Source organism: Anoxybacillus sp. PDR2, assembly GCF_009834045.1.
GTDB classification, from domain to species: domain Bacteria; phylum Bacillota; class Bacilli; order Bacillales; family Anoxybacillaceae; genus Anoxybacteroides; species Anoxybacteroides rupiense.
In genome coordinates this window covers 2,805,692-2,821,676 of sequence record NZ_CP047158.1, presented here as the reverse complement: position 1 = coordinate 2,821,676, position 15,985 = coordinate 2,805,692, and the positions used below count along the sequence as shown (strand labels likewise).

Sequence of the window (15,985 nt, the reverse complement as noted above, 5' to 3'; positions counted from 1 at the left end):
CTTACGAATGGGGCCTGTGCAAACCCGGGGTTGTTTTCGTTAAACATTTGCGTGACATATCGATGCAAATCGTAACATGTCAAGTTACTGTCTTGAAAAGAGAAAGGATGAAGCAGGTGAGAAACAGCGCTAAAGGAGAATTTGCGCACCGCAAAGCAAGCGAGCTATTTCATGTAGACTTTCATGAATTTATGCGAAAGGAAGCCGATTATACCAATTATGAGTTAGCTTCAGAATTCGGTCTAACGTTGCGGGATGTGCGAAAATTGAAAAAACAGCTCTTTCGCTCATAAATCTTTTTCGTCTTCTTGACAAAATGATGATTCATTCGTAACATAAAAGATAAAAATTGCTGCAAAAAAGCCGATGATGGAGAAGAGTAGTTAAGAGTACACATGGCCAGAGAGGAAATGCCATAGGCTGAAAGCATTTCTCCGTGATGACTTAACGAAGGAACACTCCGTAGGTTTCTCTTTGAACGCGCATGCTAGTAGAAGGGAACGCGTACCGGGCGTTATCGGGATAAAGCGGAAGCGTTTGAGCTTCAATTAGGGTGGCACCACGGGAAAACGACTCTCGTCCCTATTATTTTAATAGGGAAGGGAGTTTTTTATTTTTACATAGAAAAAGTAGGAGGATGGAGCATGTCGTTTCAAATTCCGAGAGGAACGCAAGATATTTTGCCGGGCGAAGCTGAAAAGTGGCAATATATTGAGCAAATGGCACGGGATATTTGCCGACGTTACAACTATCAGGAAATTCGCACGCCGATCTTTGAACACACAGAATTGTTTTTAAGAAGTGTGGGAGACACAACAGATATCGTTCAAAAAGAAATGTATACATTTGAAGATCGAGGAGGGCGCAGCATTACGCTTCGGCCTGAAGGAACTGCGGCCGTTGTTCGTTCTTTTGTGGAAAACAAAATGTACGGGAACCCCAACCAACCTGTTAAATTGTATTATATGGGGCCTATGTTTCGTTATGAGCGGCCACAGGCGGGCAGATTTCGTCAGTTTGTGCAATTTGGCGTTGAAGCACTTGGAAGCAGCGATCCCGCTATTGACGCAGAAGTGATCGCGCTTGCGATGGAGCTATATCATTCATTAGGTTTGAAAAAGCTAAAGCTTGTGATGAATAGCTTAGGAGATGCTCCAAGCAGAAAAGCGCACCGTCAAGCGCTTATTGACCATTTTAAAGGACGGATCAGCGAGTTTTGTGAGGATTGTCAATCAAGACTTGAAAAAAATCCGATGCGCATTTTAGATTGCAAAAAAGACCGCGACCATGAATTAATGGAAACGGCACCGTCGATTCTTGATTATCTGAATGATGAATCGCGCCTTTATTTTGAAAAAGTGCAACTGTATTTAACGAAATTAGGGATTGCATTCGAAGTCGATCCACGGCTTGTTCGAGGGCTCGATTATTATAACCATACTGCCTTTGAAATCATGAGCGAAGCGGAGGGCTTCGGCGCGATTACGACGTTATGTGGCGGCGGCCGTTACAATGGATTAGTGCAGGAAATAGGCGGACCAGAAACGCCAGGAATCGGTTTTGCTTTAAGTATTGAACGTTTGCTCGCTGCCTTGGCTGCCGAGGGGATCACGTTGCCTGTAGCTCAAGGAATCGATTGCTTTATCGTAGCGTTAGGGGAAAAAGCGAAGGATGAATCGGTGATCCTTGTGAACAAGCTTCGTCAGTCGGGAATGAAGGTGGAAAGAGATTATCAAGATCGAAAAGTAAAAGCGCAGCTGAAGGCGGCGGATCGCCTTGAGTCCGCTTATGTTGCCATTCTTGGCGATGACGAGCTTGAAAAGCAAGTGATTGCCATTAAAAATATGGCGACAGGCGAGCAAACAGAGGTATCGCTTCATTCGTTTGTGCAATATATGAAAACAGCAGTTGAATCAAAGTAGGAGGGGACCATGATGTTTGGCAGGACGTATTACTGCGGAGAAATGACGGAACAAGCGGTGGGAGAAAAGGTCGTATTGAAAGGATGGGTGCAAAAGCGCCGCGATCTTGGCGGACTCATTTTTATTGATTTGCGTGATCGCACCGGTATTGTACAAATTGTTTTCAGCCCTGAAGTATCTGAGGAAGCGCTGCGTGTAGCTGAAGGGATTCGCAATGAATACGTATTGGACGTTGAAGGAACGGTTGTTCGTCGCGAAGAAAGCCAAGTCAACCCGAATTTGCAAACGGGGAAAATCGAAATTCATGTTCATCGTGTGACCGTTTTAAGCGAAGCGAAAACGCCACCGTTTATCATTTCTGACGAAACGGAAGTTGCCGAAGACGTACGGCTGAAATATCGCTATTTGGATTTGCGCCGTCCGGTTATGTTTCAAACGTTTAAAATGCGCCATCAAGTGGCAAAAGCGATTCGAGATTTTCTTGATGAAGAAGGATTTCTTGAGGTGGAGACCCCGATTTTAACCAAAAGCACTCCGGAGGGGGCCCGCGACTATTTAGTTCCAAGCCGTGTCCATCCAGGAGAATTTTACGCGCTGCCGCAATCGCCGCAAATTTTTAAACAATTGCTAATGGTTGGCGGATTTGAGCGCTACTATCAGATTGCACGCTGTTTCCGTGATGAAGATTTGCGGGCGGATCGTCAACCGGAGTTTACCCAAGTGGATATTGAAACCTCGTTTATGAGCCAAGAGGAGATTATGTCCATGATTGAGCGCATGATGGCGCGAGTCATGAAAACGGCAAAAGGAATCGAGCTATCGCTCCCATTTCCGCGCATGTCGTATAACGAAGCGATGAGCCGATATGGTTCTGACAAGCCGGATACGCGCTTTGGCATGGAGCTTGTCGATTTGTCGGAGCAAGTACGAGACTGTGGCTTTAAGGTGTTTTCAAGTGCAGTTGCGAATGGAGGACAAGTAAAAGCGATAAATGTGAAGGGAGCGGCTCAGCAATATTCACGCAAAGATATGGATGCATTGACCGAATTTGTCGCTCGTTATGGAGCGAAAGGGCTGGCATGGCTTAAAGTGGAAGAAGGCGGATTAAAAGGTCCGATTGCGAAGTTTTTCATAGAGGAAGAGCAAAAAGGAATCATTCAAGCATTAGAAGCGGAGACGGAAGATTTATTGCTGTTTGTCGCTGATTCCAAAGCGGTGGTCGCTGATGCTCTCGGTGCATTGCGTCTGAAGCTTGGAAAAGAGCTGCAGCTGATTGATGAAACCAAATTCCAGTTTCTCTGGGTCACAGATTGGCCGCTTTTGGAGTATGATGAAGAAGAAGGGCGCTATTATGCGGCGCATCATCCGTTTACAATGCCGGTGCGCGAAGATTTGCCTCATTTGGATACAGATCCGGGAAGCGTGCGTGCCCAAGCTTATGACCTTGTATTAAACGGCTATGAATTAGGTGGTGGCTCGCTGCGCATTTTTGAACGCGATGTACAGGAAAAAATGTTTCAAGTGCTTGGATTTACAGAAGAAGAAGCCCGCGAGCAGTTTGGCTTCTTGCTTGAGGCATTTGAGTATGGAACGCCGCCGCACGGAGGAATCGCTTTGGGATTAGACCGCCTTGTGATGCTGTTGGCAGGACGTACGAATTTGCGTGATACTATTGCCTTTCCAAAAACGGCTAGTGCAAGCTGCTTGTTAACAGAAGCGCCGAGCCATGTAAGCGATAAGCAATTAGAAGAATTGCATTTAACTGTGGATGTAGAAAAAATCAAAAATTTCAGTTAATTCCCTTCTTGAAAAGGCGAAAAAAATATGATATGATGCTTTCAAACCTAACAGTCCTGATGTGTTCGTCGTATAACCTATTGTTTTGACCGAACAATATGTTATACGGGAGTCCGCAGTTTTCAAGCGGCGTACATGCCTCAAACCGAGAGGACGTGCAAACCTTGAAACAGGACACCCACCTGCGTGGAGCGGGATCAAAACGAAGGCATCGACGGCACGATTGGGACTTGAGGCGATAAGTTGAAAAGCTTGTAAATCCAATAAAGATGAGTCATTTGTGCCAAATCGGACACATGTCGGGAGCCGGGCAAAAAGGAAGTGTTCGGACTTGGCCAAATGAAAGGGAATGAATCCCCTATGTAAAGAGAATCCTTTACATAGGGGATTTTTTATCCATTCGTGGTGTTAGATCAAATCCATTCCCTGACGGTCCTCACGCTATATACATAGGATCAATAAGCAGGATCTGGAAAAGCTTACGGTCAAAGGCAAGCTCTCCACTTTCTTCGATGATCGAAACGTCTCTCGCTTTTTTTCTGAATTTCTAAACGGTTCATTCTATCGTTTTCCAAACAGATGGAAGTTCAACTAATGGATCATCGAAAAATAAAATCCGATTGAAATACTGAACTTTATTGTGTAGGATAATATCGATGCAAAAATGATGAAAAATTCATGGAGGGTATCAATGCTACATCAATTTTCACGTAACGAATTAGCGATCGGCAAGGATGGACTAGAAACGTTAAAAAAGGCGACTGTAGCCATATTAGGAATTGGCGGCGTCGGTTCTTTTGCCGCTGAAGCACTGGCACGTTCGGGGGTCGGTCGGCTCGTCTTGGTAGACAAGGACGATGTGGACATTACGAATATCAATCGACAAATTCACGCTCTTCTTTCCACAGTAGGTCGTCCGAAAGTGGATCTAATGAAAGAGCGTATTGCGGATATTAACCCTGAATGTGAAGTTATCGCACTCAAAATGTTTTATACTGAAGAGACGTACGAGCAATTTTTCAGCTATGGGCTCGATTTTGTCATTGATGCTTCTGATACGATCACGTATAAAATTCATTTAATGAAAGAATGCTTGAAGCGCAATGTGCGGATTATCTCAAGCATGGGAGCGGCCAATAAAATGGACCCAACTCGTTTTCGTATTGCCGATATTTCGAAAACCCATACAGATCCCATTGCCAAAGTGATTCGGACTAAGCTGCGAAAAGAAGGAATCCGCAAGGGAATCCCTGTTGTTTTTTCTGATGAAAAACCGATTATTATTCGCGAAGATGTCCGCAAAAGGGTCGGCAACGATCAATCGGCGATTCGCAAAGCGCAAATGCCGCCATCATCGAATGCGTTTGTCCCTTCCGTAGCGGGGCTGATTATGGCTTCATATGTTGTGCGCGAGCTGCTAGAAGGAATCAAAATTGATCGCGTCGGTGAAGAATGAGCAAAGCAGGGCTTGCCTATGAAGGCAGCCCTGCTTTTTACGTTTATGCTGACAAAAGCATCGGAAAGGCTAATTTCTAAAAAGCGATGGAATAAGAGGATGAACGTCGCTGACATGATTGACGCGGATGGCCGTTTCGGTCGAACGATTTTTCAGCCGTCAAGCCAAAAAGGAAGAAAAGAGGGCTTGTAAAGCTTTCCCTTTTTAGCCATTCAAATTCGCTTTTTGGTCATGTTATAATAAAAATAATTAGGATAGATAAGGCGAGGAAGGAGAGCGCATTGAATAAAAAAGAAACCATTATTCGGGCAGCTATGAAGCTATTTGCACAAAAGGGATATCACGCAACGTCGATGCAGGAAATTGCTGAACAAAGCGGAATGGCGAAAGGTTCGCTTTATAATTATTTCAAATCGAAGGAAGAAATCGCGGTATCGATTTTTCGTTACCACTATGAAATTTTGTTTCGCAAAATATTTGAAGTCAGCCAAGACAAAAATCTATCGGCAAGAGAAAGATTTGAAAAGCAGCTTTGTATTCAAATCGAAGAGTTCATTCGCCATAAAGAATTAGTGCGAATGCATATGGGGGAGCAGGCGGTGAAGGTGAATGATGAGGTTCATCAACTTGCTTTCCGCATTCGTGCTCGAATATTAAATTGGTATCGCCAAGCTATTATTGACATATATGGAGAGCCGGTTCGCCGCTTTTCGCTTGATTGCGCTGCCATCTTAAACGGCATGCTGAAGGAGTATATGTTTTATGTGGCGGTTGAGCAAAAAGAATTGCAGCGTTCCCATTTTGTTCCTTTCGTGCTTCGACGCCTTGATGCGATTGTCAAAAGTCTGACGGAGGAGGAAAAGCCGCTGCTAAACGATCAAATGATGGAAGATTATCTCTGTCTCGGACTATCAACTAAAGAGGAAGCGAGGCAGCAAATTGTCGCCTACATTCACCAAATGATGGATATGCTTAAGGACACGAGAATGAATGAAAGCGGCATCATCGACTCCCTTGAGACGTTAGAGCAAGAGTTTACCCAAGAGGATGACGTCCGAAAATTTATGGTTGAAGCCATTTTGCTTTATTTAGAACGCTTTTCTCTGCCATTGTGGAAGGAATTGAACGAAGCGATTGCCCGCTATTTTGCATAAAGTTCTCTGCTTTTGGAGCAGAGAGCTTTCTATTTTCAAAGGAACGAAGGAGGAAGCGAAAGATGCTTTTTTCACAAGAGCCCCTGTCGATCCGCATGAGGCCAAGAACGATTGATGAAGTGGTGGGACAGCAGCATATCATCGGTCCGCATACCGCTTTATATAAAATGATTCAAAACGGCTATGTGCCTTCCATGCTTTTATATGGAGAACCAGGAGTTGGGAAGACATCGCTCGCTTATGCGATTGCTGGAACTGTCGAGCGGGAATTTTTTGCATTAAATGCAACGACATCGGGAAAAAAAGAAATGGAAGAAGTGGTCGCGGTTGCAAAAATGTCGGGAAACGTTATTCTATTTATTGATGAAATTCACCGCTTTAATAAAGCACAACAAGATTATTTGCTGCCTAATATAGAAAACGGGTTGATCACATTGATTGGGGCCACGACAGAAAACCCGTTTCATGAAGTGAATCCGGCTATTCGCAGCCGCTGTGGACAAATTAAGCAGCTAAAGCGATTAACAGTTGAAGAGGTCACGGTTTTGCTACGACGAGCGCTGCACGATGACAAAAGGGGATTTGGCACTTTACCGATTGAAATGGACGACCGTTTGCTGCAACGCATTGCTGTCGGAACAAACGGCGATGCCCGTTCTGCATTAAATGCATTAGAAGCGGTTGTGTATGCTTCGCCAAAAAGCGGAGACCGCATTGTCGTCGATGAACAAACTGTCTCACAGTGCATAGAAAACAAAGGATTTTTCCATGACAAAAAAGGGGACGTCTATTATTCGTTATTGTCTGCATTCCAAAAAAGCATCCGGGGAAGCGATGTCGACGCGGCGCTTTATTATTTGGCGAGATTATTGGAAGGCGGCGACTTATCCCCTATTTGCCGGCGTTTGCTGGTGATTGCCTATGAAGATGTCGGCTTGGCCAATCCGCTGATGGGCATCAAGGTGAATGCGGCCATCCAAGCTGTGGAACGGCTGGGGCTTCCTGAAGCGAGGATTCCGCTGTCAGTTGTGACAATTGAATTATGTCTCTCGGCGAAATCCAATTCAGCATACAAAGCGATTGACCAAGCGATCCGTGATATCGAGCAAGGAAAGCTGGGAGAGATTCCTGCCCATCTAAAGGATGCGCATTATAAAGGAGCTAGCGTTCTTGGCCATGGAATAGGGTATCAATATCCGCACGACCATCCAAATGGATGGGTAGCGCAGCAATATTTGCCAAGCGAGCTGGAAGGAACACAATATTATGTGCCGAAAGAAAACGGCGATGAGAAGCATTATGCGAAAGTGTATGAGCGTCTCTGTTCATTAAAAAGCAAGCAAATGAAGTAAGATGAAAAGTATGGTATAATGATTTCCGATTTATTGATTAAAAAAGTGGGGCGTGAATATGAAAGAGTCGATTGTTCGCTGGACCGTTTATTTTCTTGGTTTATTGGTCATGTCGTTTGGGATTGTTTTAACCATTAAGGCGGACATGGGAAGCGCTCCATGGGATGTGCTTCATATCGGTCTATATCGTCAGTTTGGCTTGACGATTGGTACATGGTCTATTATTGTGGGGATTATTGTTTTGGCGGCTTCCTCGCTTCTTTCGAAACAATGGCCCCAAATAGGGGCTTTTCTTAATATGCTGCTTGTGGGCTTGATGATCGATATGTATATGATGATCCCAGCACTGCAAACTCCCCATACATTTATCGGGAAAATGGCGATGCTCTTTGGCGGAATCATCATAACAGGCTATGGAATGGGACTTTATATTTCGGCGAAGATGGGAGCTGGACCGCGCGATAGCTTAATGCTCGTATTGATGGAGAAAACCGGATGGAGAGTGGAGTACATCCGCATTGCGATGGAAGTGTTTGTGTTGTTGGTCGGCTGGCTACTGGGAGGACCTGTATCGATTGGCACGCTGGTTTTTAGTGTTACGATCGGCAAGGTCATTGGCATCGCCCTGCCGCAATGTCAGCAATGGACGGCGCGGATGGCAGTGGCGAAAACGGGAATGAATGGTTTAAGTCGTTAGGAGGAATAGGATGAAAATTTCAACAAAAGGTCGCTACGGTTTAACAATGATGATTGAGTTGGCAAAAAAATATGGAGATCGCCCGATTTCGCTCAGATCGATTGCAAAAACGCATAATTTGTCTGAGCATTATTTAGAGCAACTCGTTTCGCCGCTTAGAAATGCAGGGCTTGTAAAAAGCATCCGCGGAGCGTATGGCGGCTATGTGTTGGCCGATCATCCGGCGAAAATTACGGCGGGAGATGTGATTCGGGTGCTTGAAGGGCCCATCAGCCCTGTAGAAGAATTGGAAGAAGAAGAGCCGGCTAAGCGTGAGTTGTGGATTCGCATTCGTGATGCTGTACAGGAAGTATTAGATAGCACAACACTTGAAGATTTGGCGAAATATAGCAATGGGGATCAAGAATCCTACATGTTTTATATTTAAGCAGTGAGAAAGGAGAATTTTGGTTGGAACGTATTTATCTTGACCATGCGGCGACATCTCCCGTTCATCCTGCCGTCGCTGAGCGAATGCTGCCGTTTATGACAGAATGCTTCGGCAACCCGTCGAGCATTCATTTTTTCGGCAGGCAAAGCCGGCTTGCGTTGGATGAAGCGCGTGAAACAGTAGCAAAAAGCCTTGGCGCAAAACCTTCGGAAGTGATTTTTACAAGCGGTGGAACAGAGGCGGATAATTTGGCGCTCGTAGGAGTGGCCTTAGCGAGCCGGGAAAAGGGCACCCATATTATTACTTCATCTGTCGAGCATCACGCTGTTTTGCACACGTGTCATTATCTTGAAAAACAAGGGTTTGAGATTACTTATCTTCCAGTTGACGAATATGGAAAAATTTCATTGACAGATCTGAAAAAAGCGCTCCGCAACGATACCATCCTCGTCTCGATCATGTTTGGCAATAATGAGACCGGAGTGTTGCAGCCTATTCAACAGATTGGGGAAATGCTGAAAGACCATCCGGCTTTTTTCCATACGGATGCTGTCCAAGCATATGGGCTGATCCCCATCGATGTGAATCAACTTCATATTGATTTGTTGTCTGTTTCCGCACATAAAATTAATGGGCCGAAAGGTGTTGGCTTTTTATACGCTAAAGAAACCGTTAAGCTAATGCCTCGTTTATACGGGGGCGAGCAAGAGCGAAAACGGCGGGCAGGAACGGAAAACGTCGCCGGAATTGTCGGGATGGCAAAAGCCGTTGAAATTGCGCAGCAAACGATGAGCGAAAAAGCAGAGAAGTACCGTTCGTTTAGAAAGAAAATGCTCGCTATTTTTGCGCAAGCGGGGATTTCATACGCTGTCAACGGTGATGACCAGGAGGCGCTACCGCATGTATTGAATGTCACGTTTCCGGGAACGAACGTAGAATCGCTGCTTGTGAATCTTGATTTAGCGGGAATCGCCGTATCGAGCGGCTCAGCATGTACAGCGGGTTCCATTGATCCATCGCATGTTCTTGTGGCGATGTTTGGCAAGGATTCTGACCGCATCCGCTCCTCGATCCGTTTTAGCTTTGGGCTTGGAAATACGGAAGAACAAATTGAAAAGGCAGCGTATGAAACCGTAAAAATTGTTCAAAGACTTGTAAGCAAATAGAGGAGGAGAGAGATGAACAAAGCACCAAAAGACACGCGCGTCGTTGTTGGCATGTCCGGAGGGGTGGACTCATCGGTGGCTGCCCTTCTTTTAAAACAGCAGGGATATGATGTGATCGGGATTTTTATGAAAAATTGGGACGACACAGATGAAAACGGGGTGTGTACGGCAACGGAAGACTATGAAGATGTGATGCGTGTCTGCAATCAGATTGGCATTCCTTATTATGCGGTAAACTTCGAAAAACAGTATTGGGAGAAGGTATTTACGTATTTTCTTGATGAGTATAAAGCAGGGCGCACGCCAAATCCGGATGTGATGTGCAACAAAGAAATTAAATTCAAAGCGTTTTTAGAGCATGCGATGTCGCTTGGCGCCGACTATTTGGCGACAGGGCATTACGCGCGTGTTGCCTATTGCGATGGCGAATATAAAATGCTGCGCGGGGTTGATCAAAACAAGGATCAAACCTATTTCTTAAATCAGCTGGGACAAGCCCAATTATCGAAAGTCATGTTCCCGCTTGGAGAGCTTGAAAAAGCGCAGGTGCGTCAAATCGCCAAAGAAGCAGGACTGGCGACAGCAGGGAAAAAGGATAGCACAGGCATTTGTTTTATTGGTGAACGGAATTTTAAAGAATTTTTAAGTAACTACTTGCCAGCTCAGCCAGGAACTATGCAAACACTTGCTGGCGAAATAAAGGGCAAGCACGACGGAATCATGTATTATACGATTGGACAGCGTCATGGTCTCGGCATTGGCGGGAATGGCGAGCCATGGTTTGTCGTTGGAAAAAATGTGAAAGAAAATATTTTGTATGTTGCGCAAGGATTTGAGAATGAGCTGCTATATTCTGATTCGATCATCGCCACGAATGTCAGCTGGGTATCGGATCAAGTGCCGGCTGAACCGTTAAAATGTACCGCCAAATTCCGTTATCGTCAGCCGGATAACGGCGTTGCGGTTCATATCATCGACGACCGGACGGTGCGCGTTGTATTTGACCGTCCCGTTCGTGCTGTTACGCCGGGTCAAGCTGTCGTGTTTTATGATGGAGAAGAATGTCTTGGCGGCGGGACCATTGATGAAATTTTCCGCAATGGAGAAAAGCTTTGGTATGTGGGATAGCTTTGCAAAAACCTCAGCTCTTGGCGGAGTTGGGGTTTTTCCATTAAGATAAATGCAAAAGGGAGAGTTGGAAACGATGGAGAATCAAAATGCATTAGGCATTCAGCACATGCAGCAAGGGCGCTATGAGGAAGCAGTGAAATGCTTTCATGAAGCTATTGAAGCCAATCCAAACGATCCAATCGGCTACATTAATTTTGGAAATGTACTAGCGGCCGTGGGGGAAGAAGAGAAAGCGATCCGTTTTTTTAAAAAAGCGCTTGAGCTTGATCCAGAAGCGGCCACTGCTTACTATGGGCTTGGCTCTCTTTACTATAATCGCCAGCAATTTGTTTTGGCAAAGGACATGTTTGAACAGGCGGTGCAAAAAGGGATGGAGGACGGCGATGTATTTTTTATGCTCGGGATGTCGCTCTTGCTTTTAGAGCAGCCGCGTCTGGCTTTGCCGTATTTGCAACGCGCCTCCGAATTGAACGAAAACGATGCAGAAGCGCTTTTTCAGCTTGGCTTGTGCTTAGCGCAGCTTGAACTTGTGGATGAAGCGATGAACTGCTTCGAGAGAACCGTCGCTTTAGATGAAGGGCATGCCGATGCCTATTATAATTTAGGAGTGGCTTATGCTTATAAAGATGATGCACAGCAGGCACTTCATATGTTTAACAAAGCGCTTGCCATACAGTCAGATCATTTGCTTGCAGGACATGGGAAAAAATTGATGGAAAAAGCGCTGGAAAAATAAAAAAAAGGCAGGGATTCCAATTGCAGCGGCAAGAATCATGGGCGTTAGGGGAAAAATCGTTTATTAAAGGGACGCATATCGTCACTATTTTTCATAACGAAAGCAACCTTTATTCCGTGGTCCGCATTCACGTTGAAGAAACGAATGAAGGGTATGACGAGCAAGAGGTTGTTGTAACTGGATATTTCCCGCGTATGAACGAACATGATGTTTATGTGTTTTACGGCGCTTTTAAAGATCACCCCAGATTTGGACGGCAATATGTAGCCGAGTATTTTCGAAAAGAAATGCCGCAAACAAAGGAAGGGTTGATCTATTATTTATCGAGCGATTTGTTTAAGGGGATCGGAAAGAAAACAGCGGAACAAATTGTGGAAGCGCTCGGGGACCAAGCGATTTCAGTGATACTAGCAGATCCGGAAGCGCTCGCGAAAGTGCCTAAGCTTCCGAAAAACAAAGCGAAAGAGCTATACGAAACGTTAAAGGAGCACCAAGGCCTTGAACAAATTATGATTGCTCTTTCTCAGTTCGGCTTTGGTCCGCAGCTGTCAATGAAAATTTACCAAGTATATAAAGAAGCTGCACTTGATGTCATTCAAAAAAATCCGTATCAGCTTGTCGAGGATGTAGAAGGGATTGGGTTTCGGCGAGCCGATGAGTTAGGCCAGCAGCTCGGCCTTTCCGGCAGCCATCCAGATCGTGTCCGAGCCGCCTGTTTATATGTCATCGAAAGCGATTGTTTGCAAGAGGGACATGTATATGTGACAAAAGAACAGTTGCTTTTTAAAGCTAAGCAGCTGCTTGAATCGAAAAGAGGAGAGGACATTCCTCCTGACATGATTGAGCGTGAACTGCTTGATCTAGCCAAAGAGGGAAAAGTCATTCATGAAGATGGCCGCTTTTATATTCCGACTCTTTACTTTGCGGAAAAAGGAATCATCACCAATATAAAGCGCCTGCTTGAACAAAAGGTAACAGGATTTCCAGAAGCGGAATTTTTGCTGGCGCTCGGCCGGTTGGAGGAGCGGTTGGATGTACAATATGGCCCGTTGCAAAAGGACGCGATTCAACAAGCGATTTCTTCCCCTCTGTTTATTTTGACAGGCGGGCCGGGAACGGGAAAAACAACGGTGATAAAAGGGATTGTGGAGATTTTTGCCGACCTCCACGGCGTTTCGCTTGACCCGAAGGATTATCATAAAGAAAATCCTTTTCCGATTTTGCTTGCTGCGCCAACAGGGAGAGCCGCAAAACGAATGAGCGAAGCGACAGGATTACCAGCGATGACGATCCATCGTTTACTTGGTTATAATGCTGCAGAAGGATTTACTCATCATGAAGATGAACCGATTGAAGGAAATTTGCTCATTGTCGATGAAATGTCCATGGTAGACACATGGCTAGCTAACCAATTGCTGAAGTCTCTTCCAACTGGTATGCAAGTCATTTTGGTCGGTGATGAGGATCAATTGCCGTCAGTCGGACCGGGGCAAGTATTAAAGGATTTGTTAAAAACGTCGCGAATTCCTACTATTCGCTTGACCGAAGTATATCGTCAAGCAGAAGGATCCTCCATCATTGAATTGGCCCATTGTATGAAAAAAGGGGAGCTTCCTGCTGATCTAAGCTCTCCGAAAACAGACCGTTCCTTTATTCGCTGTAAAGCTGAACAAGTGGTTGATGTCGTGAGGCAAATTGCTGATAATGCGTGGAAAAAAGGGTATTCGGTAAAAGATATTCAAGTGCTCGCCCCAATGTATCGCGGTCCTGCCGGCATCGATCGTCTCAATCGAACGCTTCAAGAGCTGTTTAATCCGAAATCGCCACAAAAGCGCGAGCTGTCCAGCGGCGAAACGGTTTATCGCGTTGGCGATAAGGTGTTGCAGCTTGTCAATCAACCCGATCAAAATGTGTTTAATGGCGATATTGGTGAAATTGTCGCCATCTTTTACGCGAAAGAGAATACGGAACAGCAGGACTTGGTTGTCGTATCCTTTGATGGAAACGAAGTCACTTATACGAGACAGGATTTAACACAAATTACCCACGCTTATTGCTGTTCGATTCATAAGGCACAGGGCAGTGAATTTCCGATTGTGATTTTGCCGGTGGTGAAAAGCTATTATCGAATGCTACAGCGGAATTTGTTATATACAGCAGTGACAAGAAGCAAAAAATTTTTAATTTTATGCGGTGAGGAGGAAGCGTTTCGCATTGGAACGGCACGCTGTGATGACGGGGTGAGGCAAACGACATTAGCTGAAAAAATTCAACAGCTGTTTGAGCCTGTTGATGAAATGGAGTTGCCGTTGGATGATGCGGGGATCGGGATGGAAAACGTTTCACCGTATGACTTTATGATAGAAGAAGCAAAATAAAAGCGTAAGGCACGGATCAAGCGCTCTTCCTTAGCCATGTATATTTTTACAGCTGCTTGTCTAAGATAACAGGTAAATGATGTGAAGAGGAGCGTGCCTTTTGGTGTTGAAATGTCCAAATTGCCAAAGTAAGGATTTGGGAAAAATAGGTGTGAATCAATATTATTGCTGGAACTGTTTTATTGAATTAACCATCAATAAAGGGATGATTCATACTCATCAAGTCGAAGAAGACGGAACGCTCAGCTCGCTTGATGATTTATTCAGCGATGAAGAACGAACGCTTTCGTCTTAAGGGAAGCGAGGAGGAATGACCATGAATCGTACAATGAAATCGCTCGCTGCTATTGGTTTGGGCGTTGCAGCTTACCAGCTTGTTCAACGCAATGGTGGTATGAATATGCGAAAAATGAAGAAGATGGGAAAGAAAATGATGCGTTCATTTATGTAACAAAGAGGGGGGAGCCTTTATAAAGGCTTCCCTTTTTTGATGTATAATCTCCTCTCCATCTTTTCAAACTATGGGAACAGGAGGGGTATTCGTGCAAAATGAGCAAATGCGCTTTTTCATTCGGCTTACCAAAATGCTGTTAGTCGTTATACTTCTATATTTTATTATGAGATTGAGGGATTTCTGGCTGCCTGTTTTACGGCTCATTGTTACGGTATTAACTCCGTTTATCATTGCGGCTTTTATCGCTTATTTGCTTCATCCGCTTGTCGAGTATATTCATAAAAGAGGAATTCCGAGAGCCCTAGCTATTTTAATGATTTATATCGTGTTTTTTGGAGGGGTGGGCTATGGTGCATACAAAGGGATTCCTGTGCTGCTTGATCAGTTGCAGGAACTGACTAAAAGCTTACCGATGCTGGCGGATACGTATCATGGATGGACGACGAAAATCCATGACCAAACAGCAAAATGGCCCAAAGAAATGCACAAGCGCGTGGAAACCTCTATTCTTGAAGTGGAGGCCTTGCTTGGCCTTTGGTTGACAAAGGCGGTTACAAGCGTTAAAAGCATCTTAAATTCAGCGATGGTCTTTTTACTTGTACCATTTATCGCCTTTTATATGTTAAAAGATATGGATGAAATGAAGCAAGCGGTTTGGAAACTAACACCGAAAAAGTGGCGAAAAGAAGGAATCGAATTTCTAAAAGATGTAGATGAGTCTTTAGGGAATTATATCCGCGGCCAGTTATTTGTTTGCACTTTAATTGGCGGAGTGGCTGCGCTTTCACTTTGGATTGCCGGCATGAATTATCCGCTTTTATTGGGGCTCATTATTGGCGCAACGAATGTCATTCCTTATTTTGGCCCGATTATTGGAGCGATACCGGCGGCCCTTTTGGCTGCGACGATTTCAGCAAAAATGATGATGATTGTGATGGGGATTATTTTTTTATTGCAATTTCTCGAAGGAAATGTTTTGTCGCCGCTGATTGTTGGAAAAAGCCTGCATATGCATCCCTTAATTATTATGCTCTCTTTGTTTTTAGGCGGGGAGCTTGCTGGAATTGTGGGAATGATTATTGCTGTTCCTTTTGTGGCGGTTTTAAAGGTGGCTGTTTTACATGCGCGCGAGCGTTTTAGTACACATTGACAAACGAAAGCCGCTTGTCTATAATCTTTGAATGAAAAGGTATACATGTATACATACAAGGCGATGAAGGATCGAGTATGTTACAGTCCATCTTAACGCGCCCGTGCGCACAGAGAGGAATTTCCGCGGCTGAAAGAAATTCCAGATGAAGGGTAACAGAAC

The 15,985-nt window shown here is 44.8% G+C and carries 16 protein-coding genes, 1 other RNA gene and 1 other annotated feature; all 17 genes read left to right on the top strand.

The features are described 5' to 3' along the window. Positions 1 to 116 precede the first annotated feature (116 nt). The 17 genes from GRQ40_RS18340 to GRQ40_RS13555 all read left to right on the top strand — a co-directional run bounded on the left by GRQ40_RS18340 (position 117) and on the right by GRQ40_RS13555 (position 15,823). Complete coding sequence (locus GRQ40_RS18340; RefSeq protein WP_044744704.1) at positions 117 to 293, top strand: hypothetical protein; 177 nt, start codon at positions 117 to 119, stop codon at positions 291 to 293. A 64-nt stretch (positions 294 to 357) separates the two neighbouring features. Continuing rightward, positions 358 to 587, top strand: a binding site (T-box leader). Between the two features lie 57 nt (positions 588 to 644). Beyond that, positions 645 to 1,922 (top strand): histidine--tRNA ligase, encoded by a 1,278-nt coding sequence (hisS, locus tag GRQ40_RS13630; RefSeq protein WP_066146088.1) that lies wholly within the window; start codon positions 645 to 647, stop codon positions 1,920 to 1,922. A 12-nt stretch (positions 1,923 to 1,934) separates the two neighbouring features. Next, complete coding sequence (gene aspS, locus GRQ40_RS13625; protein WP_080862251.1) at positions 1,935 to 3,719, top strand: aspartate--tRNA ligase; 1,785 nt, start codon at positions 1,935 to 1,937, stop codon at positions 3,717 to 3,719. A gap of 50 nt (positions 3,720 to 3,769) precedes the next feature. Further along, positions 3,770 to 3,953: non-coding RNA, 6S RNA (gene ssrS / locus GRQ40_RS13620), on the top strand. A gap of 457 nt (positions 3,954 to 4,410) precedes the next feature. Further along, positions 4,411 to 5,175 carry a tRNA threonylcarbamoyladenosine dehydratase gene (locus tag GRQ40_RS13615; RefSeq protein ID WP_159720185.1) on the top strand — a complete coding sequence of 255 codons (765 nt, stop codon included), beginning with the start codon at positions 4,411 to 4,413 and terminating at the stop codon, positions 5,173 to 5,175. Positions 5,176 to 5,193: 18 nt separating this feature from the next. After that, entirely contained in the window at positions 5,194 to 5,367 is a 174-nt protein-coding gene (locus GRQ40_RS13610; RefSeq protein WP_156450478.1) for a hypothetical protein, read from the top strand. 89 nt (positions 5,368 to 5,456) lie between these two features. Continuing rightward, positions 5,457 to 6,329 carry a TetR/AcrR family transcriptional regulator gene (locus tag GRQ40_RS13605; protein ID WP_159720184.1) on the top strand — a complete coding sequence of 291 codons (873 nt, stop codon included), beginning with the start codon at positions 5,457 to 5,459 and terminating at the stop codon, positions 6,327 to 6,329. A gap of 62 nt (positions 6,330 to 6,391) precedes the next feature. Then, positions 6,392 to 7,681, top strand: a complete 1,290-nt coding sequence (locus GRQ40_RS13600) for a replication-associated recombination protein A (protein ID WP_159720183.1) — start codon at positions 6,392 to 6,394, stop codon at positions 7,679 to 7,681. Between the two features lie 58 nt (positions 7,682 to 7,739). Beyond that, positions 7,740 to 8,378 (top strand): YczE/YyaS/YitT family protein, encoded by a 639-nt coding sequence (locus GRQ40_RS13595; RefSeq protein ID WP_159720182.1) that lies wholly within the window; start codon positions 7,740 to 7,742, stop codon positions 8,376 to 8,378. Positions 8,379 to 8,388: 10 nt separating this feature from the next. After that, the gene (gene cymR / locus GRQ40_RS13590) at positions 8,389 to 8,805 is read left to right on the top strand and encodes a cysteine metabolism transcriptional regulator CymR (protein ID WP_044744641.1); all 417 of its coding nucleotides are present in this window, start codon (positions 8,389 to 8,391) and stop codon (positions 8,803 to 8,805) included. Between the two features lie 23 nt (positions 8,806 to 8,828). Further along, positions 8,829 to 9,974 carry a cysteine desulfurase family protein gene (locus GRQ40_RS13585; protein WP_159720181.1) on the top strand — a complete coding sequence of 382 codons (1,146 nt, stop codon included), beginning with the start codon at positions 8,829 to 8,831 and terminating at the stop codon, positions 9,972 to 9,974. A gap of 12 nt (positions 9,975 to 9,986) precedes the next feature. Further along, positions 9,987 to 11,102 (top strand): tRNA 2-thiouridine(34) synthase MnmA, encoded by a 1,116-nt coding sequence (mnmA, locus tag GRQ40_RS13580; RefSeq protein ID WP_159720180.1) that lies wholly within the window; start codon positions 9,987 to 9,989, stop codon positions 11,100 to 11,102. A gap of 76 nt (positions 11,103 to 11,178) precedes the next feature. Then, a complete protein-coding gene (locus GRQ40_RS13575) occupies positions 11,179 to 11,841 on the top strand; it encodes a tetratricopeptide repeat protein (protein WP_080862254.1) in 663 nt (220 codons plus the stop codon). A gap of 20 nt (positions 11,842 to 11,861) precedes the next feature. Further along, entirely contained in the window at positions 11,862 to 14,219 is a 2,358-nt protein-coding gene (locus tag GRQ40_RS13570; RefSeq protein ID WP_159720179.1) for an SF1B family DNA helicase RecD2, read from the top strand. Positions 14,220 to 14,322: 103 nt separating this feature from the next. Continuing rightward, on the top strand, positions 14,323 to 14,514 hold the full coding sequence (locus GRQ40_RS13565) for a hypothetical protein (protein ID WP_044744703.1): 192 nt from the start codon (positions 14,323 to 14,325) through the stop codon (positions 14,512 to 14,514). 21 nt (positions 14,515 to 14,535) lie between these two features. Further along, positions 14,536 to 14,670 carry a DUF3918 family protein gene (locus GRQ40_RS13560; protein WP_172798665.1) on the top strand — a complete coding sequence of 45 codons (135 nt, stop codon included), beginning with the start codon at positions 14,536 to 14,538 and terminating at the stop codon, positions 14,668 to 14,670. 91 nt (positions 14,671 to 14,761) lie between these two features. Then, the gene (locus GRQ40_RS13555) at positions 14,762 to 15,823 is read left to right on the top strand and encodes an AI-2E family transporter (protein ID WP_369824171.1); all 1,062 of its coding nucleotides are present in this window, start codon (positions 14,762 to 14,764) and stop codon (positions 15,821 to 15,823) included. Positions 15,824 to 15,985: the final 162 nt, after the last annotated feature.